This is a genomic window from Lysinibacillus capsici, from assembly GCF_003367505.1.
Taxonomy (GTDB): Bacteria; Bacillota; Bacilli; order Bacillales_A; family Planococcaceae; genus Lysinibacillus; species Lysinibacillus capsici.
The window spans coordinates 38,959-57,977 of the sequence record NZ_PXXX01000022.1 but is presented as its reverse complement, the minus strand read 5'-3'; the positions used below and the strand labels follow the sequence as shown (position 1 = coordinate 57,977).

27 protein-coding genes and 1 pseudogene are annotated in these 19,019 nt (G+C 39.1%); 2 read left to right on the top strand and 26 right to left on the bottom strand.

The genetic code is table 11. From position 1 onward, the window contains the following. Positions 1 to 62: 62 nt before the first annotated feature. The gene (locus C7B89_RS23475; protein WP_279629549.1) at positions 63 to 188 is read right to left on the bottom strand and encodes a hypothetical protein; all 126 of its coding nucleotides are present in this window, start codon (positions 186 to 188) and stop codon (positions 63 to 65) included. A 165-nt stretch (positions 189 to 353) separates the two neighbouring features. Between C7B89_RS23475 and C7B89_RS19695 the strand changes: the two genes are divergently transcribed. Next, positions 354 to 974: a hypothetical protein gene (locus C7B89_RS19695; RefSeq protein WP_115674406.1), complete on the top strand. Its 621-nt coding sequence runs from the start codon at positions 354 to 356 to the stop codon at positions 972 to 974. A 620-nt stretch (positions 975 to 1,594) separates the two neighbouring features. Here C7B89_RS19695 and C7B89_RS23335 read toward each other — a convergent pair. Then, the gene (locus tag C7B89_RS23335) at positions 1,595 to 1,867 is read right to left on the bottom strand and encodes a hypothetical protein (protein WP_244205725.1); all 273 of its coding nucleotides are present in this window, start codon (positions 1,865 to 1,867) and stop codon (positions 1,595 to 1,597) included. A 135-nt stretch (positions 1,868 to 2,002) separates the two neighbouring features. Next, positions 2,003 to 2,119 (bottom strand): annotated as a pseudogene (locus tag C7B89_RS23575) (hypothetical protein); the annotation flags it as partial. 124 nt (positions 2,120 to 2,243) lie between these two features. Between C7B89_RS23575 and C7B89_RS19680 the strand changes: the two are divergent. Further along, on the top strand, positions 2,244 to 2,714 hold the full coding sequence (locus tag C7B89_RS19680; RefSeq protein ID WP_115674403.1) for a hypothetical protein: 471 nt from the start codon (positions 2,244 to 2,246) through the stop codon (positions 2,712 to 2,714). 72 nt (positions 2,715 to 2,786) lie between these two features. On the opposite strand, the gene C7B89_RS19675 is transcribed toward C7B89_RS19680, so the two are convergent. From C7B89_RS19675 to C7B89_RS19565, 23 genes are all read right to left on the bottom strand, one after another. Next, positions 2,787 to 3,455, bottom strand: a complete 669-nt coding sequence (locus C7B89_RS19675; RefSeq protein WP_115674402.1) for a M15 family metallopeptidase — start codon at positions 3,453 to 3,455, stop codon at positions 2,787 to 2,789. Next, positions 3,452 to 3,712 carry a phage holin gene (locus tag C7B89_RS19670; protein ID WP_115674401.1) on the bottom strand — a complete coding sequence of 87 codons (261 nt, stop codon included), beginning with the start codon at positions 3,710 to 3,712 and terminating at the stop codon, positions 3,452 to 3,454. Before C7B89_RS19670 ends, C7B89_RS19675 begins: the two co-directional genes overlap by 4 nt. Continuing rightward, positions 3,702 to 3,989, bottom strand: coding sequence for a hypothetical protein (locus tag C7B89_RS19665; RefSeq protein WP_115674400.1), 288 nt, complete (start codon positions 3,987 to 3,989; stop codon positions 3,702 to 3,704). The genes C7B89_RS19670 and C7B89_RS19665 overlap by 11 nt, the downstream gene beginning before the upstream one ends. Before the next feature lie 61 nt (positions 3,990 to 4,050). Further along, positions 4,051 to 4,197, bottom strand: coding sequence for an XkdX family protein (locus tag C7B89_RS19660; protein WP_115674399.1), 147 nt, complete (start codon positions 4,195 to 4,197; stop codon positions 4,051 to 4,053). Continuing rightward, complete coding sequence (locus C7B89_RS19655) at positions 4,190 to 4,408, bottom strand: SRPBCC family protein (protein ID WP_115674398.1); 219 nt, start codon at positions 4,406 to 4,408, stop codon at positions 4,190 to 4,192. Before C7B89_RS19655 ends, C7B89_RS19660 begins: the two co-directional genes overlap by 8 nt. Beyond that, entirely contained in the window at positions 4,408 to 6,888 is a 2,481-nt protein-coding gene (locus C7B89_RS19650) for a hypothetical protein (protein ID WP_115674397.1), read from the bottom strand. The genes C7B89_RS19655 and C7B89_RS19650 overlap by 1 nt, the downstream gene beginning before the upstream one ends. Before the next feature lie 2 nt (positions 6,889 to 6,890). After that, positions 6,891 to 7,469 carry a hypothetical protein gene (locus tag C7B89_RS19645; protein ID WP_115674396.1) on the bottom strand — a complete coding sequence of 193 codons (579 nt, stop codon included), beginning with the start codon at positions 7,467 to 7,469 and terminating at the stop codon, positions 6,891 to 6,893. Beyond that, positions 7,466 to 7,768 carry a hypothetical protein gene (locus tag C7B89_RS19640; RefSeq protein WP_115674395.1) on the bottom strand — a complete coding sequence of 101 codons (303 nt, stop codon included), beginning with the start codon at positions 7,766 to 7,768 and terminating at the stop codon, positions 7,466 to 7,468. Before C7B89_RS19640 ends, C7B89_RS19645 begins: the two co-directional genes overlap by 4 nt. Continuing rightward, entirely contained in the window at positions 7,768 to 8,415 is a 648-nt protein-coding gene (locus C7B89_RS19635) for a putative phage tail protein (RefSeq protein WP_115674394.1), read from the bottom strand. Before C7B89_RS19635 ends, C7B89_RS19640 begins: the two co-directional genes overlap by 1 nt. Further along, the gene (locus tag C7B89_RS19630) at positions 8,405 to 9,475 is read right to left on the bottom strand and encodes a baseplate J/gp47 family protein (protein WP_115674393.1); all 1,071 of its coding nucleotides are present in this window, start codon (positions 9,473 to 9,475) and stop codon (positions 8,405 to 8,407) included. Before C7B89_RS19630 ends, C7B89_RS19635 begins: the two co-directional genes overlap by 11 nt. Next, the gene (locus C7B89_RS19625) at positions 9,475 to 9,915 is read right to left on the bottom strand and encodes a DUF2634 domain-containing protein (RefSeq protein ID WP_115674392.1); all 441 of its coding nucleotides are present in this window, start codon (positions 9,913 to 9,915) and stop codon (positions 9,475 to 9,477) included. Before C7B89_RS19625 ends, C7B89_RS19630 begins: the two co-directional genes overlap by 1 nt. Position 9,916: 1 nt before the next feature. Next, positions 9,917 to 10,303, bottom strand: a complete 387-nt coding sequence (locus C7B89_RS19620) for a DUF2577 family protein (RefSeq protein WP_115674391.1) — start codon at positions 10,301 to 10,303, stop codon at positions 9,917 to 9,919. Then, positions 10,300 to 11,385, bottom strand: a complete 1,086-nt coding sequence (locus C7B89_RS19615; RefSeq protein ID WP_115674390.1) for an XkdQ/YqbQ family protein — start codon at positions 11,383 to 11,385, stop codon at positions 10,300 to 10,302. The genes C7B89_RS19620 and C7B89_RS19615 overlap by 4 nt, the downstream gene beginning before the upstream one ends. After that, on the bottom strand, positions 11,382 to 12,050 hold the full coding sequence (locus tag C7B89_RS19610; RefSeq protein WP_115674389.1) for a LysM peptidoglycan-binding domain-containing protein: 669 nt from the start codon (positions 12,048 to 12,050) through the stop codon (positions 11,382 to 11,384). Before C7B89_RS19610 ends, C7B89_RS19615 begins: the two co-directional genes overlap by 4 nt. A gap of 527 nt (positions 12,051 to 12,577) precedes the next feature. Then, positions 12,578 to 14,344: a phage tail protein gene (locus C7B89_RS19605; RefSeq protein ID WP_147291544.1), complete on the bottom strand. Its 1,767-nt coding sequence runs from the start codon at positions 14,342 to 14,344 to the stop codon at positions 12,578 to 12,580. A gap of 288 nt (positions 14,345 to 14,632) precedes the next feature. Further along, the gene (locus C7B89_RS19600; RefSeq protein ID WP_115674387.1) at positions 14,633 to 15,232 is read right to left on the bottom strand and encodes a hypothetical protein; all 600 of its coding nucleotides are present in this window, start codon (positions 15,230 to 15,232) and stop codon (positions 14,633 to 14,635) included. Positions 15,233 to 15,408: 176 nt separating this feature from the next. Then, positions 15,409 to 15,801 carry a phage tail assembly chaperone gene (locus tag C7B89_RS19595; protein ID WP_115674386.1) on the bottom strand — a complete coding sequence of 131 codons (393 nt, stop codon included), beginning with the start codon at positions 15,799 to 15,801 and terminating at the stop codon, positions 15,409 to 15,411. A 77-nt stretch (positions 15,802 to 15,878) separates the two neighbouring features. Next, a complete protein-coding gene (locus tag C7B89_RS19590) occupies positions 15,879 to 16,310 on the bottom strand; it encodes a phage tail tube protein (RefSeq protein WP_115674385.1) in 432 nt (143 codons plus the stop codon). 39 nt (positions 16,311 to 16,349) lie between these two features. After that, entirely contained in the window at positions 16,350 to 17,432 is a 1,083-nt protein-coding gene (locus tag C7B89_RS19585; RefSeq protein WP_115674384.1) for a phage tail sheath subtilisin-like domain-containing protein, read from the bottom strand. Beyond that, the gene (locus C7B89_RS19580; RefSeq protein ID WP_115674383.1) at positions 17,433 to 17,894 is read right to left on the bottom strand and encodes a hypothetical protein; all 462 of its coding nucleotides are present in this window, start codon (positions 17,892 to 17,894) and stop codon (positions 17,433 to 17,435) included. A gap of 3 nt (positions 17,895 to 17,897) precedes the next feature. Next, the gene (locus tag C7B89_RS19575) at positions 17,898 to 18,299 is read right to left on the bottom strand and encodes a hypothetical protein (RefSeq protein WP_115674382.1); all 402 of its coding nucleotides are present in this window, start codon (positions 18,297 to 18,299) and stop codon (positions 17,898 to 17,900) included. Between the two features lie 9 nt (positions 18,300 to 18,308). After that, positions 18,309 to 18,632, bottom strand: coding sequence for a hypothetical protein (locus C7B89_RS19570; protein WP_115674381.1), 324 nt, complete (start codon positions 18,630 to 18,632; stop codon positions 18,309 to 18,311). Continuing rightward, positions 18,632 to 19,018 (bottom strand): hypothetical protein, encoded by a 387-nt coding sequence (locus C7B89_RS19565; RefSeq protein ID WP_115674380.1) that lies wholly within the window; start codon positions 19,016 to 19,018, stop codon positions 18,632 to 18,634. Before C7B89_RS19565 ends, C7B89_RS19570 begins: the two co-directional genes overlap by 1 nt. Position 19,019 lies beyond the last annotated feature (1 nt).

Sequence of the window (19,019 nt, the reverse complement as noted above, 5' to 3'; positions counted from 1 at the left end):
TATCAGTTGGCTTAATGTATCTAATATTACAGTAAGCTAAAAAAAGTAAAAAGACCAGGAGATCATTTATCACTCCTGGTCTTTTTACTTTTTTTATTTTTGTTTGGGTAAGTAGGGAAGCCATATCTTTCGGATTGTTTTTTTACACCTTCGATAATCTTTTTTCTTTTCTCTTCAATGCTGCTCATGAGCAAATCACCTCGATATTAATTTATTTCCAGTATGGACATTTTAAATTTTTTTAAACGTTCTAGGACAAGGGCACCTAGCCATAAATTGGGTTATAACCAAAAGAGGACTAGGGACACTAAGACACTGTCCTAAAAATAATTTGCTATTTGGGGGTCGGGGAAGTGGAAAAAAAGGGAGTAAGAGGTCAACGCTCAGATAAAAAACGTGATGTAAAGCCCACTCTAAAATTGGATTTAAAAGATGCAATTTATCGTTTATCGAACATTACCTACACCCCAGTCAAAGATGTTTGCCCATCACTATGTATGTTTGTTATTAAAGATCGGAAAACGATTGAACACTTGTCCCAATTTTTCAAGCGAGATTTACTATTCGACAACACTATGTTTCGAGGCCATGTTACTAACAAAACTATTAGTAAACGAATCAATGTTCCAGGTGAAAGGGTAACTATTAGGTTTTCTCAAAGTGAGTATTCTGCAATAGCTTTATTAGCATTTTCACTAGATTGTACAGTATCAAGAGCAACTGCAATTCTATTAGAAATCAGTATGAGCCAGGCACGCTTTGTAAATTCTTATATAAAAGAATTTTTACAACAGGAATTATCTGAATCGCAATTGAGAGAGTTTAAAGAGATCTTAAGGTATGTAAATAGAAATGGTGAATCGCATCACTCCTGGGCCTCCCTATTGGCTCATGTAGTGGATGAGGTAGGTTCGCCTGTTAACAGAATTAAAGATGCCATCAGTAGCTTCATAGATTTAAACTGGCGTGAATAAGGAATGGCATGGTTAAACATAACTGACGATACTATCCTTGTCAGAACAAAAATACATGTAAATCAAGGAATGAGTGGTAATTAAGTTTGTAGTTCTTTGTTTAAATGTTGATTTAACAATTTTTCCACCTGCGGTTTCAATGCCATGTTTGCATAGGTAGTCACTTAATCGTTGCTAGCTGTGGCACAATTAAATCACTAGATAATAAAAAAAATGTTTCATGAAACATAAAAAAATTTTGTTTCATGAAACGTACTAAAATACTTATTTTCAATGTTCTCATAAATAATATTTTAAGTTTAAAACTAAATAACAAGTAAATCAGATTAAAAATTAACAAGATCATCCCCAAAGGTTCTTTTCTTGTATTTTTTTATAAAAAAAATCTTCTTTAAAATTATATATAGGCCCACACCTAATTAAATTTTAGAAAGGTTGATATTAAATATGACAAATAAAATTAATCACAGAAAAGAACAAATAACAATTAACATTCAGGTTAATAATTACTTATCTTCCTCGGAAAGTAATGAAAAGAGACCTTTAATAAAAAAAGGACTTTTATCTTTTTCAAGCATTATCCCTATATTAATCGATATAATTTTAGCTATAAACTTCAACTAAAAGTAAGCCCAGGCCTCAAAAATAATTGAGTATCTGGGCTCTTTTCTGTTAAGCGCTACGTTGTGCAATGAGAATTTCAATCCTTCAAAATCACCACTTGTTATTGTGCCATTATCGAATTTCTCCAACCAAGATTTATCAATTAACCCTTTAGAGACTGCTTGTTGAATATAGTCACGTACTGCAGCTTTTGTAGTTGTGCTAGTGAATTTCATAATGTCATCATCCTCTTCAGTTTGTTGTGGTTTATCCTCTACAATAAGTTGCACTCTTACAGAACTACTTATCGGTACTATAACTTGACCTTCGAGTTTATATCCAGCAGACATTTTCCAAGTAGTAGGAATTTCGAAGTGTGGAGCATCATTCTGTCCTGCTTGCCAATATCCTCCCCATGTAATACCTAACTTTTTAGCAATTGCCCCTACCTTTGATAAAGTTGAAATATCATATAAATTTCTTGGTGGCGCTACTGCAACATCCCATGCTCTACGTGATGTATGATGAGTCCTAGGTTTTATTAGTTAATAAAATAACTAATCACATTGGTCTGTTTTTATAAAAAATTTTACTGACATGTTTTGGGTAATTTGGTATAGTCATATTTAGCCACACAAATTAATACATAAAAGGGGAAATTATAACATGAAGAAAATAAGTTTTTCAACCAGTCTATTATTTTTTTGGGTGAAAGGAGCCGTAGAAGTTGATAACAGATTTGTAAAAACCAATTTATCAAACACAATTCTAGGATTTATTCCAGCGGGTAAAGATGAACAAAGTATACCTCTGAAGAATATTTCTGGATCAATGTTATCTTCAAAATATAATCTCAAAGCAATAATTATTGGATTATTTTTTGCTTTACTTGGACTTTCATCTATAGGCGAAAGCTTTTTCGGTGGTTTAATTTGGCTAATTATTGGTGTCGGAATTGCTGGTAGTGGCATTCAAACGATATTAAACATAGAGAAATCAGGAACACCATATTACATAAGTGTGCCATTTTTTGAAAAAACCAAAATAAAGGAATTAAACCAATATATACACGCAGCTTTAGCTGAAGATACTGACAAAACAGATTTAAATTTATTCTTTGATAAAAAAGCTCAATAATTGAAAATAATAAAGAAGAATCAAAATAAATAAAGACCAAGAAAGCAATTCAGCTATCTTGGTCTTTACCTTTTAATTACTACGTTGTGCAATGATAATTTCTAAACCTTTAAAATCACCATCGGTTAATGTACCAGCATCAAATTTTTCAAGATGTGATTTATCAATAAGTTTTTTGTCTACTGCTTGTTTGAGGTAATCCCGAACTGCAGATTTAAGTGTTTCATTAGTAAATTTCATAACGTCATCATCCTTTGTTATTGGTTTAGCTGTATTGCTTTCCACAATTAATTGCACTGGATATTTACTTGTTGTTGGAATGATCACTTGTCCTTCTATTTTGTATCCCTTTGGCATAATCCAATTCGGTTTAACTTCAAAGTGAGGACGGTCAATTTGGGCTGACCAAACACCACCCCATGTAATACCCAGCTTTCGTGCAATTGCACCCACTCGATTTAATGTTGTTACATCATATAAAGACTTTGGAGGGCCAACAGCAATATCCCATGCTAGACGTGAATTATGATTACTGTTTAATGTCCAAGTAACGATATTACCAGGACGCGTTCTACCTTGTTCATAGAGGTACTTTTGTCGTTCCTGTGAGCGATATGTTTCAGTAATAAAAATGTTCTTAATACCTGCTTTAAAACACTCCTGAAACAACAATCGACAGGCAGTTTGTGCAGCAGGTAATAACTCCAAAATATCACGGCATGTAGTAGTAATGCTCGTCATTTTGCATCATCCTTTGGTTTGTCATAATACATCGCTTTTAGACTGTCTGACGCCCCTTTTGTGGTTGGGTCAATAATAATACCAAGTAATCCTAAAATGCTTAGAATCGTCTCTGAAATAGCTGTAAATTGGTCATTGTAAATTGTAATATCGACATTAAAAATGCCTGCGATTTGATTCGCAAGCACAAGTAGTAATGCAATTAATGATACCCAAAATTGTTTATGTTGAAGTCGTACTTTCCAGTTAATTTTCATTCGCTTTCCCCTCGATCTTATCCAGTCTTTTGTGTGCTTGTTTACTTGATTCTTCTACACGGATTAAACGATCATTATGAGCCTCTATTTTTCTTGCTTGATCTTTAAAATCAAGTTTTATGTCGTCTACACCTCGCACTATATAATCAACCTTAGACGAGATGCTTGCTTCCGTTGCTCCTTGATTTTTACTATCTTTTTTCATCGCAACAATTACCCCGACAATACCTAGAAAGGCACCTGTAGCGCCAAAAAACAAGGACAGTTCAATACTCATATAGCACCTACTTTCTTCATTATAAAAGCCCTCCGCATAGGATACGGAAGGCGCCTTCTGATTATTTTAAAGGCGTATACTTATCGCCTGTGATCTCTTTATACTGTTCCTCCGTAATCTTGCCAGCAACAACGAATAACTTCACGTTATCTTTCGTATAAAATCGTGGATAGTACGCTTTAGCTGCGTTGTAGTATACGTCATTCATTCGGTACGCCTCCTAATAGTTGTAGTATAATTTCTGCTTGGATCGCTTCAATAGTATCTATACGGACATCTTTTTCAATAAGAGCAAGCGTTAGAGACGCATTTTCCGCCTCTAAGCGCTCAACCCTTTCACTAGCTGTTTCGCCTTGCCCTAGCTTTTCTACTGCGCCTAGTGTACCGTCTGGTAGTCGTGGTCTGCGTTCAATCGCCATTAAAGCACCCCCATGATTAATGTAATTGCGTTGCTTGCGTTAGAATTCGATTTTTCAAGTTGAAGTTGTAGTACAATCGAATCTTTCGCCTCATTAGCAGCTAGGTAAAACTCATCTTCAACCTGACCATTTGGTAGACTTGCTGTATTAGTCAAAGTCATAGGTGTAAATGACTCCTGTTCTCCGGCTAACGTCATGCTTACCGATGCTTTAAGCGTCAATTCAACGTCATGTTGTATCCAGACAAGGATTTCCGAAGCAGTACCAGTAGGCGGTGTAATTTTGTAGCGAGCTGTCGATTTATTGACAGGTATAGCTACCTCATTTTTGCGTAATTTTACGGAGTGTGTCGTCTTTGCTCCGTAACTATCGATTGCTTCAACGGTTACTGCATTATCGCCAATTTGTAGACTTCCTAAAGACACATTAAAGTCAAAGACTCCGCTAGTACCTTTTGTAATCTGTACTGGATTTGCGCCGTTAATACGGTAACTTACCGTTGTTTCATTCTGATCTTGATCCTCATATGAACCGTTTATTTCAAAAGAATCAGAGTTAATAATGCCAGATGGTTTAGGTGGATTGACTGTTAGAATTGGTGCTCGGTTAGGTACTACATAGAATGTTCGCTCTACTGTAGTCGATTGACTATTCTCGCTATCTACTGCCCATACCTTTAAAGTGTGTGCTACACCTTCGGCAAGTGTTCCAGTAAGTGCTGTATCGCCATCAAATAATTTTCCTGCTTTAAAAGTAAGTTGCTTTAATAAAGAAATTTGCGTCTGACTTAGATTTGTTGCTAATACTTTACGTGGCTCATTGTTGATTTGATAATATACTGTGACGGATTGGTCTTTATCGTCGTCATATGCAGTACCGGCAATGTTATATGAATCATTTTCGTATAGAGTTGTATTATCGCCAGGTCCGGTTAATGAAACTGTTGGTGCCACATTGTGATCTATTTCAAACGGTTCTGAATACACGTAATCCGAATACACATTACTTGTATCTTTAGCACGCACTCTTAATTCAAGCGTTTTTAGTGTCTTATCTGTAGTGATTGTTAAACTACGAGAAAGTGTATTGTTATATGGTAATGGCGTCCATGCACCTGTAGTGTTGTATCTGTAATCTACTTCGTAAAGTGATAGATTAGCAGCGTTAGAAGCTCCGAAAGTAATTGTAGCAACCTCACTCGGTTTAAATTTTTTGCCTTGTATTGGTGATGTAAAGGGTGTTGGTGAAGCAATGGATAGATTAACACGTGATTTACGTACATACCAAAAACCGTCTGTGTGACGTCCATCTGCTGGGTATGCTGTAGCACTTCCAATAACTCCCGTTTGCACTAATGAACCGCGTACGTCTTGTGTAGTGTACGTGTTTTTACTAGCGTACTTAAAAAATACTTTTGCACCTGTGTAAGTGTGACTAGAACTACCCGTGCCGCTAAAAGTAGGTAATTGATAACGAGTGACGTAAGAACCATCAAACGCATAGTTATATATTAATGCTTGGTCGGTAATAGAGACATTTTCCCCCCATAACTCTCCTAGGTAATATTTGTTTGTTGCCGGATTAAACCCGAATGCTTTTCTCGCGAGTGATGGTGTCACACTATCGTCATACACATACTCCCATGGCGCGGTGTCTTGATAAGTCCTTTTAGCGTCAACGTTATATTTATCATAGTAATATTGTGGTGGTTGTACAGTATACAAACCACTCTCACGATATGCACTTTCGAGCCCTGCTGAATCAACAGCTTTAACACGCATTTTTAGGCTCGTAGCTGTAGGTATTGTGTAAGTTAGATTGTTTGTTGTAGTTTCTCCAACTTTTGAGTAAGCACCACCATTTAAAGATGCTTCCCAAATGTACTTGGACAAATTGCCTTCCGCGTCTGAAGCAGCTCCAACTGAAAATACTTTAGAATCACCTATTTCGAGATTCCCCGATGGTTGTGTAAATGACCCTGGCATTGTTGGCGGTGTATTTATTGCACCTCGTACATACCAATATCCATCTGTATGTTGCCCATTTACTGGATACGTTCCATCCTCTGCGAGAATACCAGATTGCACTAGTGATCCCCGAGAATAGTCTGTTACAGATGTATTTTCACTTGCTTTCCTCTCCTGCATTTCAACCCATATCAGAGTACCCACTGCAGCACTTCTCGCCTCTAATGCTGTATATTTCATTAGTCGGTTCCATTGAACTGCGCTACCTTGCGAAGAATCGTAAGTTATAGCATAACCAACTGAACCAACTTCTACTGGACTATTGGGATTCCACTTAGGACCTGCGATATATGTGTTGGTGGCAGGATTGAATGTATAACTTAAATAGAGCATGCTAAAATCTTGTCTATATTCTCCGTTATATCCCGAACTACCATGATTAAGCCAAGGAGCATTGTCTGCCTTAACCTGAGTAGCTACAGTTGTATATTTATCATAAAAATACTTTGCCATTCTTATACCACCTCCACTAACTCAACGTTAAATGTCTGCCAATCACCGACACCCATTTCAGCATTGATATAGTCAATGTCCACGTTACTGCGCGCTAATTTAGCACCTTTTTTGTACGCATTTTTTAATGCTTGTACTTTGATTGTGTTTGTTCCTACCTCTGTAATCACTACATCTTCTGTTGCGACATCATCAAAAATAGTGACCTGTGTAAAAGCTGTGAAGCCTTCTACACTAGCTACTTTTAAAGTAGTTGTGCCTATCTCTACAGTCTCGATAATGTCTGTTAAGGCTTTATCTAACACCATGCGGCTAGGTGTTCCGTCAAAGGCATCAAAAAAACTACCTCCGTTACCTGGAGCGCGACCATCAATGTCTAGTTGAGCCTGTAATCGTTTTACAGTAGATTCCAATTGAATGATATACTCATAAGCATCATAAATACCATCCTCGATGTTGTTAGCTCGCTTTTGATTAAAACGAGTCCCCTCTTGTATGATTTGACCTGTTGTTACGTCTTTAATTTGGTCATACCATACCGTTTTATTGTAAGGATTTGCTTTACGTCCTAAGACTGTCATTGCGTGCCCTCCTTGATCTCTAATTTAATTGCAAAGACTATTACTAAGCCGTCTTGTCCCTTTTCAATGACTGTGTTGTAAGTTTGAAGTTCGCGGCCCATCGAATCTACCAGTTTTGCAGAAGTAATTGAGCCTACTTCATTCTCTAAGTAAACGAAATGTTTAATAGTATCATCCGTCTGTAATGTATTTAAAAGTGGGTATTCTTTAGATACGCCACCAATTGTTACGATTGCTTTTGCACCTAATTTTTTTATTGCCTCTAATATTGCACTTCTATATAACGCCTGTATTGCCATCAGTACACCTCCTGTGCTTCAAACTCGCCACATATTAAATACGACACATTAAAGTCATATTCTTGTGATTGCCCATTTATAGAAAGTCCCATGCCTACGCCATTTGCATCGTCCGTTGTAAACTCTCCACAAATAAGATAGGGTACATCGAATGTGTACTCTGAACCTCTTAGTGTGATTAAGTCCTCGATTGTGCCAGTAATATCGAATTGTAAATGTGCTGGCTTATATGTTGCAATGTCAGTATTTAATTCAGTTAAAGTAATACCGTTTTGTAAGGGAATATTAACTACAACAACTCCAGGCTCAGGTAATTCCGTTAATGTGGCGTCTTTATTCGGAACGTGAGCGTTAATGATGGATAACATATTTGCAACTGTTGCTGGTGCAACACCTCGCAATTTTGCCAAGATACGTGAGCGTCTTGTTTCGACTGTGCTATTCAGCTTTGGTGTAATCGCTAAAATACGCTCCCACTCTCGTAGTCCCCACGTTGTTGTACTAACATTAAACTGTAAAAGTAACTCGTCAATACTGCTGTTAAGGCGTGCAAACTCTGCATCTTCTGCGGATAATAACTCGCTTGATTCGAGCAATTCATCGTAATAAGGAGGTACATAATCAATCAGCTTACGATTATAAGGCATTGATATTCACCGTCCCTAAAACCGCAACTTGTTCGTCTGTAATCTCGATATTTGCTGTACCGCCATTCACTGTAAGATTTTCATAGTCAACAATAGTCGGAATGTCTAAAATGATGGCAGCGATACGGTTATACCTAACTGTAGGATCTTTAAACGCTAAAGGCTCCAGGTATTCATGTAATGCTGTTTCAATGGCTGTCTGTACTTCACTAATAGTTGCATCTGGCGATAGCGTCAAATCTGCGGTAATATCAATCAATACTTCCGTTGCTCCTACTACCGTAACACTAGCACCTACTGGACGTTCATCTTCAATATGTTTGGTAGCTTCGTTAATTATTGTTTGTGAAGGTGTACGTTTATCATCACCAAGCAAAACGACTTTTACTGTGTTTGGACCATTCCAAGTCGGATACACTCGTACAGCACCAACACCAGCTACCTCCCGTGCCCATTGTTCGTAATGATGGATATTACCACTTGTTGCAGGCTTTCGGACTTTATCGTAAACACGTTGTAGTAATGATTCGTCAGTTTCTTCATCTATTCCGTTATTAAACGCCAATTCATTTGTAACTGTAAGTACGCCTGCAAGATCGCCGACAATTGTATTAATTTCACCAATACCGACATTCCCACTAACTCCTCCAAGTACAGCTTCAACAGATTCTTTCGCAGATTCAGAAGTCAAAGTAACGTCATTTATGGTTACAAAATAAACACCGTCGTCTGTACGTACTTGTGTCCCTTTAGGTATATATTGACCCTGTGGTCCAGTAAACGTTACTTCCCCCTTTGCAATAACAGAAGGCTTACGGTCAACACCGAAGTCTGATGCTCCTAACGTCAATAAATCAGACGGCATATCTTCGTTTAAAAATGCGTAACTCAATGTTCTGTCTAATGCTATATATGCCTGCGCAAACTCCTGTGCTGCTGGATCGGATAAATCATAGGCTATCGACCCTTGTCGTTTATCAACTTCTGGAGGAATTGAGTCAAGCATACGAGATAAGATATTCGCTTCTGTTTGGTCATTAAATCGTGGCGTGATTGCCATTAAACGGTCACCTCCTCTGTTATAAATATTCCTGCTACAGTGATTACTGTGACTTCGATTAAAATTCCATCGGAATTATATTGCTTAACAGTTACGTCAGAAACTTCCTCAATACGATCATCACCTTCGATTGCTTCACGAACTACTCGGGGTATTTCAACGTTCATGAGGTCTTGTGTTAAGTTCTGACCGATAAGGTCGCGCAGTTCTTCTCCATACGTATCGTCGTAAATTAAGTACCGATTACGTGCCGTCATAAGGGCTTTTCGGATATATTGACGGATAGCATCTTCATCATTGATAAAGGTACGTAATCGTCCGTTTTCTAAGTCCATTCGCCAAGTGCTGGACGCTTCTATAACGGGCAATGTATGGGTGTCTAAGTCGAGTTCATCTTCTTCTTCCGCTAAAATTTCGTATTCTATAGGAGTTAATGACACGTTAAACCACCGCCTTATCTAGTACGTATATCATTTGACCGTCATTTGCTACTGCTACAATGACAGGGTCATCTACTTTTAAGTCACATTTAAACGTTAATTCTCCGTCAATGATTTCAAGCGAACGTAAGTCTCCGCCTCCAGTGTACGTATCTTGTACTTGACCACTAACTGTTCCGCCAGTAAAGCTAATTGTTCGTTTATGTTCAAGTAAATGTTCTGCAACGATAATACCTTCACTTGGTGTATCGATTGAGTCTCCGTCAACTTGAACGGAGATTTCAGGAGGTAAAGATTTAATTACGGCTCGTTTTATATCAACGCCTGATGGGCTTGAATTTCCTCCAAGAAGTTGATATAAACGCGATGCTCCAGTTCCTTCCATCATTTACCTTCCTCCTTCTTTATGGCTTCGTTCTTTTTCTTCTCAGCTTCAAGGGCTTTCTTTGACGTTTTCTTTTTCTTCTTTGGTGTTTCAGGTTTCAAATCATCGTCATTAATATCAATGTCAGGCAAATCGTAGGTACGGCTTAATTCTAACGACATTAAATGATTTTCTGCATAAGTGTGATTAATGGTTGTTACATAAAAAGCGCCATAAATGCCCGTCATTACATTTTTAATGTAAACAGGTGTTCCGACATCCACCTCTGGAATACCTAAAACCTCAACACGATACTGCTCGTCAATAACACCCTTTTGCTTCATGAGCATATCTGCACGTTGTTTTATTTGTGATTCTGTAGCTTTCTCGTCCATTGTTTCGAGTGCCTGCATAACACCAAACTTTTGGCGTAGTTTTTCGTTTTTAGCAATAACTGTACGTTCTTTACCTTTTTCACCGCCAATTACTTTGACTTGCGTAATTGTGTCCTCGATTGACGATGAAAAAGAAGCACTAATCAAGTTCGTACTGTCCTTAAACACGTATTTCCTTTCGGACTTTGCGCCTTCTGTTAGTGTTAGATTACCGGCATCGTTACCGATAAAATACCGTTTCCCCGTTTGACCTTGCGTTAGTCTAAGTGCAGTTACAACCATATCAAAAAGGGTTTTATTCGACATTCGCAAGTAAGGAATAACGTAACCTGTGTCGGCAATTTTGCCAGTCTTAATTCCAAACTCCTTTGCTAATGTCGTAATAATTTCGGACGCTTTCTTGTTCTTAAATATACGAGAGTCTGTAGATTTTGATAGATAAATATTACTGTCATAAGCTGTTAAAGTAACGTTTCCCTCACTATTGACTTCGTGAGAAAATACTACACCGACAAATAACAGCTTATTATCGATACGTAATGAAATACGACTACCTTCGCTTATACGAAATAAAGGAGTACGTCCATCTTTCGTCACAATTGCGCTAACATTTAATTGCCGATTGAATTTCGAAGTATCTCCAGATAGCTCGGCAGAAACGACCATTTCGGATATGTCGTAAGAACCGTTAAGTAGTATTCGTAAATTCATGTAGGGATCACCAACTTCTGACCAGGCTTAATTACGTCTGGATTCTTGCCGATTGTAGTTTTGTTTGCTTCGTATATCTTGCTCCATTTACCACCATCACCGTATTTTGATTTCGCAATCTTCCATAATGTATCACCTTTTGCGACTGTTATCGTTGTAGGCTTTTTCTCCACAGCAGTTTGCGTTTGCTTCACGGGAGTTGCTGTTGTTTTACCTTTACTATCCGTAATCAATTCTTTCGCAGTAAATGGACGATGTTCAACAAGTGTTATCGAATAATAAATATCGCCAGGTGCTCCAGCCTTCTCTGGCTCTAAATCAAAGGCTTCAATAAATACAGGAACGCTAATTGGCGTCCCTGTAATGATTAAACGTAAATTAAGGCGTGTATCACGCCATTTTTCAATTTGCTCAACCCACTTCCACGGCTCCATGAAATCCTCGTATTCGCAATATGAAGCGTTATAGTCGCGAGGAAAGAACGAACTAAACGAATACTTCTTCAATCCTCGCTCACCTGGAATGATAATATCGCCGAGACTTGCAATTTTTACAGGAGTGAAATCGAAAGGAGACTCGCGATTAATTACTTCTGGATTGACTGGAAATTGCTTATAGACGTTGTTACGATCTTTGAGCCATATGCCGATAGTGCTTTTAGCCAATCTGAACACGCTCCTTTTCGATTAGTTTTGCAATACCGTACGCAATTTTCTCAATGTCGGCTTCTTCACGTACTGTAAACGAGTTACCAGTGATTAAAACACCACTGCCTGGACCACCGCTGTTACTGTCTGAATAATCACGATTTTCTCGCGCAGTTAAAACGCGTTCGCCTTTGTGTAGTCGTGCCGAATACAGTTTGTTATCGTAAAGGCTTTTTATCCTCTACTTCCGGGAGTTTCCTCGCATTACGGTACGTCAAAAAGCACCATATCTTATCGATAGGCGCTTACTAATTTCTTATTCGTACCCGGCTCAGCATACATTTTCACCTACATTAAATTAACGTTAAGGTGTCAACCACTCGTGGGGATATTTTTGCTCTCATATCGCTCAACCCCTATGCGTTACGGTGGCGAGTGATGTTCTCGCTTACCTCGGTATTAGCATATTGTAAAATTTCGGTTAATTAGATTTCACAACTTAGCTTTTACCGATTTTGGTTGATTATTCGAAATAGATCTCTCTATTAAGCGGCTATACAATAACCGTCATACGGCACATAATCTAATCCATGATAATTTGATTTCGGAGACTCACCCTTCCCATTCCCAACACCAATAAAATTACCGGCAAAGTTTATTCCTGCGCTGATTCCCTTTGTAATCCAACCAGGTAATTTAACATTAGAAATTGAATCGATAAAGTCCTTTACATGTCCCTTTGCAGTCGAAATCCAACCACTAAGTGTTTCGAACCATCCTTGAACGATAGATAGTGCTCCTGAAAATCCTTCTAACGCGTTTTTAACGCCAGTTAAAATGAAGTCAACTAACGGAGCCAACACGTTGTCCCATGCCCATTTAATGATTGCTGAGAGCGCCTCCCATGCGATTCCTAATAATTCAAGGACAGGCTTCGCGATTGACCACAGCGTTGAAAATAGTTGAACTAGAAACGAGATTGCTGGAGCGATGATGTTGTCAAAAACCTTCATTGCGATATCCCCAATGACCTGTAAAATGTTCCAAAAGCCACTCAAATACGGCTCAATAATCGACCACACATTTGAGATGATGTCAGAAATAGTAGTCCACGCTTTAGAGAACGCTTCTTTTAGACGATCAAATACACCTTTAAATTGCGTCACTTTTTCGGCTATATATGCTTTGACTTCTTCAAATTTCGTTTTAATCGCTTCAAATGTACCTTTTCCGTAAATTGCATCGACGAGTCCACTGACTCCATTCATTTTAAATGCTTTCCACAGTGATTTTATCTTAGATGTAATTTTATTGATAACACTGTCTACTACGGAAGCAACTTCGGGAGACAGCCCTAATGTAGCTATTAAGTCTGCTGAACCCTCACCTGACAATATAGAACCTACACCACCGAAAATGTTTCCTACTGTGTCAAAAGCTGATTTTAGGCTATTTCCGAATTTACGTATACTAGTAATCTTTTCATCAGAAAATCCTACACTTTTTAGTATGTCGATAGATGCTTTATGTTGTCCTGAAAAGATAAACGAAATACTTTTGAAAACAGCTTTCACCTTATCAAATGCGCCTTTAATGCCATAAGCAAATCGGATAACTGTTTTTATTTGTTTTTCTTCCAGTCCTAAATTTTCTAAAATTTTTCGTCCTTTACCATAATCCTTGAAGCCACCTTTAATTAGTATGAACATAGACTCAAATATCCTTGAAACCGTTTTTACAGCATTTCTTATACCGTTTATAAACCCTCTGAAAACCTTACTATTATCATAGAGCGCCTTGAAACCGACTGCGGCTGCGGCTATTCCTGCAGCGATTAACGTAACTGGATTTGCTAACGCTGCAATGACGCCTACAATGGCAAATGCGCCCATTGCTGCAGTAAGTGCTCCTGCAATATAAGCGATTGGCTCTCGCCATTTCCAGACAAACTTTCCAAAAGCGATTGCATTATCGACTAATCCTGCGAGCTTGGCGTCTAACTTTTTTGCCATGCCGTCTAGGTCGATATTATCGAAGGCTTCAACGATTTTTCCTAGTGTCTCACCAAGTTTAGAGTTACCGAGATTACCAACTTGCCGTAAAAACTTACCGACTCGTTCTTGAATCTGCGCCCAATAGCCGAGTGTAGTTTCGCCCATTGCATTTACAGTTTCCTGGGTGATACCCATTTTATTAAGCATTTTATTAATTTCCGCTATTTGTTCTGGAATTGCCATTTTTTTAATGTCGTTTAGCTCACCTTTATTCAATCCAAAACGCTCAACCATCGAAAGTGCGTCTCCTTGCCACATCTCTTTGCCTTTTGTTACTCTAACTCACTAAAGTTAGGGTGTAGTCATTTCTGCTACACTCTTTACGCTTTCACGTAAAGAACAGACTATATCATTAGCATATCTCACGATATACACGGTGGGGTTCTATTATATAGTCACCTATATAATAGTCGGATATTCCGATAGTCGTTGAGGGTGGCTTGGTTGTCGCCTTCCCTGCTGATTGACCAATCCTAACGATTTTTACACTTTGGTACGTTAGGCTCTAAGGTTCGTTCCAGCATATAACCCACTTTTACTGCCCCCTTAATTAAGGGCAAATGCTGCTCCGTCAGTTCCTTGCGTAGGATCAAGAACCATCAGACGTTCAATTATTGACCATGCTTTACCTAAATCCCCGACGTCTTTTGTCATTGCTACAAGCGTTTTAGACGACTTTAGCATATCTCCACTATTAAGCAACGGACTGTCTATCGCCATCTTATCAACCATCTTCAAATAAGCATCTGACTTTTTCGGGTCATTAAATATTGCTTTAACTGCAACCTCTGATTGCTCGTAACGTGCCGCAGCTCCGATTGTTGCATCAAACGCTTTCGCTGCTCCTTGTACAGTCATATATGCGCTAGCGAGTCCAATTAAAGTGCTTTGTAACCCACCGAAAGACGCACTCAGTCCATTCGATCCGACGTGCAAACGACTTACACTAGCCGCAAATCCATTCATACGATTAGATGTTGTGGAGACAGTACTTCCTAGACGATTAGTTGCTGTTTGTACTCTCGATATGCCCTCACTCGCTGTACGTCCTGCTCTGTTCATTCGATTCATCATATCCGTGATTCGTCGTAAGCGCGAAGAACCTTGATCCCGTAGACGAAACACAGCTGTCAAATTTACAGCCAATTATTTTCCTCCTTTCTGACGTTCTTTTTCCGCCTTTTCTTCTTCCTCAATTACAAGTAACTCTGATGCGTAAACGAAATTCTTATAACGTCTATCTAGAGTGTAAATTTCATGAGGCAGTACATGTTTATCTTGCCATATGCGGTGTAGCAAAAACGCTTCGCCACCCGCCATTATTAGTTTTTTACTTCTTCGATTTCTTCTTCGTCATTAAAGCCGGATAACATTAAAATTTCGTTTTGTAATGTAGCAATTTCACCAGCTAGTAGTGCTTTTTGAACACATTCTCCTGCGTCAGATGCTCCGAAATGTTCTAGTAGTTGTGGGCTAGAAAATGAAGGTTCAACTACAGATTTAACGATAAGTAAGCGTGCAACTTCTTCCTCATTAACTTTCATCTCTATTTTTTTACCGTTTTTCATTGGCCCAGTTGCTTGATCTCGAATCTTATCAATGTCCTCGCCAGTAAGCGCCTTAATCGTAAACTCTGTTCCTAGACGTTTGATTTTCACTTGATTCGTAATTTCCGTTGCTGGCTTTGCGCCTAATAATGCTTGTAATGCGTCCATGTATGGATAACCTCCGTTGAGTTTATTTTCGAATTTAAAAAGACGCTAAGAGCCGTAGCCCTTGCGTCATAATTGCATTAAATCATGATGTACTCGTAACCTTCACAAACAAACTGCAGTTCTTCTTCAACTAATGCGCCATGCTCAAAGTTGATTACGGGAATATTCGTAAATTGTACACCCTTAATTCGAATTTTCTCCGCACCAACTGGCGCATTTTCTGGATCCTCTAATGCGACAATAAGCTCTGTTACAAACGCGCCTTTAGTATCATCTGTAATCTGGCCAATCTTCTTCGCAAATTCGTTGCTCATCTTGTAAGACTTAATCGTTCCAGTAAATTCGAAGTCCATCGCCTTCTTACCTTTTGCGCGAGTACCCGAACGTTTAACATCTTCGTAGTTGATTTCGCCGTTCACTTCAACACCGTATACATTTGTGAGCCATTGTCCATCATGGATCAGCTTACCAAACGTACCTGATACGGCATCAGTTGATTTCATTACCATAAACTATTACCTCCTGCGTTATATTTAAAAAGACGACTACTAAACAGTAATCGTCAAGAAAATTCGTTCCATACTGTCAACTTCCGTATAAGCAACAGCGATGAATACTTTGTCACCTTCTGACTTATATCGAGAATCGAGCATTACTTCTGGATTCATTAGTACATTGTCCGTCTCCATCAATTCGAGATAAGCCTTAATAGCACCAATTAATGATGCTTGGCCATTCGGATTATTATCGACTTTACCAATGTAGGAATCGCGTGCAGTAGACGGAATGTCCGTAGCGACAGCTTGTTTAGCGCGAGTCGTACGGATTTTACCACGTTCTCCAGCATTTGAGTCCGTTGTGATGCCTTGCTCAATACGGACCTTGTTGCCGTCTTTGATGATTACGAGTGATCCAGATTTTAACGCTGTCTCTACTTGCGAGTTTTTAAGTCGCAGGGTAACGTCAGCAAGTGGTAACTCTGCATAAGTAATAGACTTGTTAATCGGTGTTCCTGCGATAAGTCCCGCGATGTACGGCGCATAATCAGCCGATTGAACTTCGGTTCCGTCTGCTAAAACTACGCCAGTAACCAAGTTGACAATATACGAATCCTTCAAAATAACAGAACGCGCATTGCCCGCTGTAATATCAGCATCGCTCGCTGCATCTCCGCCAGCTACATACATAAAGTGTTTACCTTCTTCACGACAACTCTCTACCCATGCTTTAGTCGCTGTCTGTTCTGCTGCATCGATTACAGTAGGATATACAAAGACGTTAAAGTCTTGCACCGAGAACGTATCTCGTAAATTAGCGTATTGTTCTGTCGCTGTTTCGCTTTCACCGATTGCTGGCACCGCGTATACTAATACTTCTTTAGCCCCGCCTTGTAAAATGCGTGTAATTGGTGTTGCATTTGCGCTACCAACTAACTCCATACCGTCTGATACGGTTTCAATTGTGTAGAATTTTCCTGCCTCTGCTGTACCGCCTGTGTAATTAAAAATCGGTACTGCTACTGTTCCGCGTGAACCGCCCGTTATAGATGCAAGTGCTGCATCGCGGAAATTAATATATAGTCCTGGACGGACTGGTAAAGACGTAGCTTCCCACGTTCCTCCATTCGCCATCTAAATTCCTCCTTCGTTAATAGCTGCGTGAATTTCACGCATTTTTTCGTATTGTGGTTGCGTATATGCTTCAAGTAGTAAAGCGTTAAGCACGCCAACAACCGCATAAACTCCGTCCGTTTCCGTTTTAAATGGGGCGGACATAGAAAAAGACTCAAACGTGATAAAGTCGTTAGAGTCTCGTATTTGTACTTTTTTGGATAAGTAATCGCTCAATTTTGAACGGATTAATTTCGATTTTTTTAAACAATCAATCTCACTATTACCGAAGTATATAATCTGATAAATACGGTTGATTTCATATGCTGCTTGCGTGAAATCGTCGTCACTATCGCCTTGCCATCGAATACCGAGCGTATTAGCAATATATTTTAACGGTAAGTCTTGTTTATACAAGCGAGTGACGTCTACAGTCGCCAGTAAATCACCTATCGTATCGATTTCTTTGATTATGTCCGCCATAGACTACCATCCCGCCCTTCTAAGCTCTGATTCGATTTCCCTCTCGATCCACTCCGCCCATTTTTCCTTGTTGTTTTGCGCTGGCTTATCGAGGAATTTCTTTTCACCGTTTACGTTTGCACCACCCGCATCTTCTTCATGAATGTAGTATGCATAATTGAATCGTCTTGCTCCACGTGTAGCATTAGCGCTGATTTCAACGCCTTTTTCGTTACCTTCCGTAAACACTTCCGCAGCTATTTGCTGTCGTAAATTGCTCGTATCAATTGGCGCAATATCAATCGATTCAGCTTTCCAATCGTTCTTAACGTCTGTGAGACCGTTTAGCATTCCGCGAGCTGTAGCGTCGATTGATCGCTCCATTGTTCGTGCTAATCCATTAGCTTCAATATAAAACTCGGCCATTTCGTCACCTCACAAGAAAACGGATGTCAACGTAACTTTACCATTAACCATCCGTGTATACTTTATCGATATAGGCTTGCGCTCTATTGTATGGCCCAACTCGTTAGTAAACGAAAACATATCATCATAGCTGACATCTGGCATCTTGTCGAACAGCAGTTTAAGAGATGTTGTAACTTCTTCACCAAGTTGATTCGTAACAACTTCGAAGCGTTCCGTAGCTCTGACCGTATATTCAACCGGCTCTGCGTAATCATCAGTCGCCCATCCATCGTTATTGTCTGCGATGTATTTACGCACAAACGCCTTTTGTTTTAGTGGTACAATCGCCATTAGAGCGTCACCCACTTTACGCGTCCATTATTGCTGTCGATATCCTGATTAGCTTCTGCGATTATGTCGCGAATGTCATCTGTAATAAGATCGTCTAACTCTTTCTTCGCCCAATCCTTGAAGGTGAACGAAATGCCATCGATACTGAATCCGGCAATGCCTCGCTGCGCCATTACAGTTGTATCATTAAAGTTAGCGTTAAGCACGCAAGCAAATAAGTAACACGCTTCGTTTGGAATCGTATAACCTTTAAAGGCTCGACGCAGAGTACGTTCACCGACGTTTAAAAAGCGTATCTTCTGCGTATCGTCAGATGCTAAAAAGTCTTCATTATCAACCGCATTATATGTTACATATTCGGATGCTTCTGTTAAATTCCATTCCACA

Coding starts and splice junctions, on each gene's coding strand:
- C7B89_RS19605 (WP_147291544.1), bottom strand. CDS start 14,344: ATGTGGCAAGGAGACGCACTTTCGATGGTTGAGCGTTTTGGATTGAAT.
- C7B89_RS19595 (WP_115674386.1), bottom strand. CDS start 15,801: ATGGACGCATTACAAGCATTATTAGGCGCAAAGCCAGCAACGGAAATT.
- C7B89_RS19620 (WP_115674391.1), bottom strand. CDS start 10,303: ATGATGGAAGGAACTGGAGCATCGCGTTTATATCAACTTCTTGGAGGA.
- C7B89_RS19585 (WP_115674384.1), bottom strand. CDS start 17,432: ATGGCGAATGGAGGAACGTGGGAAGCTACGTCTTTACCAGTCCGTCCA.
- C7B89_RS23475 (WP_279629549.1), bottom strand. CDS start 188: ATGAGCAGCATTGAAGAGAAAAGAAAAAAGATTATCGAAGGTGTAAAA.
- C7B89_RS19575 (WP_115674382.1), bottom strand. CDS start 18,299: ATGGCCGAGTTTTATATTGAAGCTAATGGATTAGCACGAACAATGGAG.
- C7B89_RS19650 (WP_115674397.1), bottom strand. CDS start 6,888: ATGGCAAAGTATTTTTATGATAAATATACAACTGTAGCTACTCAGGTT.
- C7B89_RS19630 (WP_115674393.1), bottom strand. CDS start 9,475: ATGGCAATCACGCCACGATTTAATGACCAAACAGAAGCGAATATCTTA.
- C7B89_RS19640 (WP_115674395.1), bottom strand. CDS start 7,768: ATGGCAATACAGGCGTTATATAGAAGTGCAATATTAGAGGCAATAAAA.
- C7B89_RS19590 (WP_115674385.1), bottom strand. CDS start 16,310: ATGGTAATGAAATCAACTGATGCCGTATCAGGTACGTTTGGTAAGCTG.
- C7B89_RS19675 (WP_115674402.1), bottom strand. CDS start 3,455: ATGACGAGCATTACTACTACATGCCGTGATATTTTGGAGTTATTACCT.
- C7B89_RS19580 (WP_115674383.1), bottom strand. CDS start 17,894: ATGGCGGACATAATCAAAGAAATCGATACGATAGGTGATTTACTGGCG.
- C7B89_RS19635 (WP_115674394.1), bottom strand. CDS start 8,415: ATGCCTTATAATCGTAAGCTGATTGATTATGTACCTCCTTATTACGAT.
- C7B89_RS19680 (WP_115674403.1), top strand. CDS start 2,244: ATGAAGAAAATAAGTTTTTCAACCAGTCTATTATTTTTTTGGGTGAAA.
- C7B89_RS19670 (WP_115674401.1), bottom strand. CDS start 3,712: ATGAAAATTAACTGGAAAGTACGACTTCAACATAAACAATTTTGGGTA.
- C7B89_RS19570 (WP_115674381.1), bottom strand. CDS start 18,632: ATGGCGATTGTACCACTAAAACAAAAGGCGTTTGTGCGTAAATACATC.
- C7B89_RS19660 (WP_115674399.1), bottom strand. CDS start 4,197: ATGAATGACGTATACTACAACGCAGCTAAAGCGTACTATCCACGATTT.
- C7B89_RS19665 (WP_115674400.1), bottom strand. CDS start 3,989: ATGAGTATTGAACTGTCCTTGTTTTTTGGCGCTACAGGTGCCTTTCTA.
- C7B89_RS19655 (WP_115674398.1), bottom strand. CDS start 4,408: ATGGCGATTGAACGCAGACCACGACTACCAGACGGTACACTAGGCGCA.
- C7B89_RS19615 (WP_115674390.1), bottom strand. CDS start 11,385: ATGAATTTACGAATACTACTTAACGGTTCTTACGACATATCCGAAATG.
- C7B89_RS19645 (WP_115674396.1), bottom strand. CDS start 7,469: ATGACAGTCTTAGGACGTAAAGCAAATCCTTACAATAAAACGGTATGG.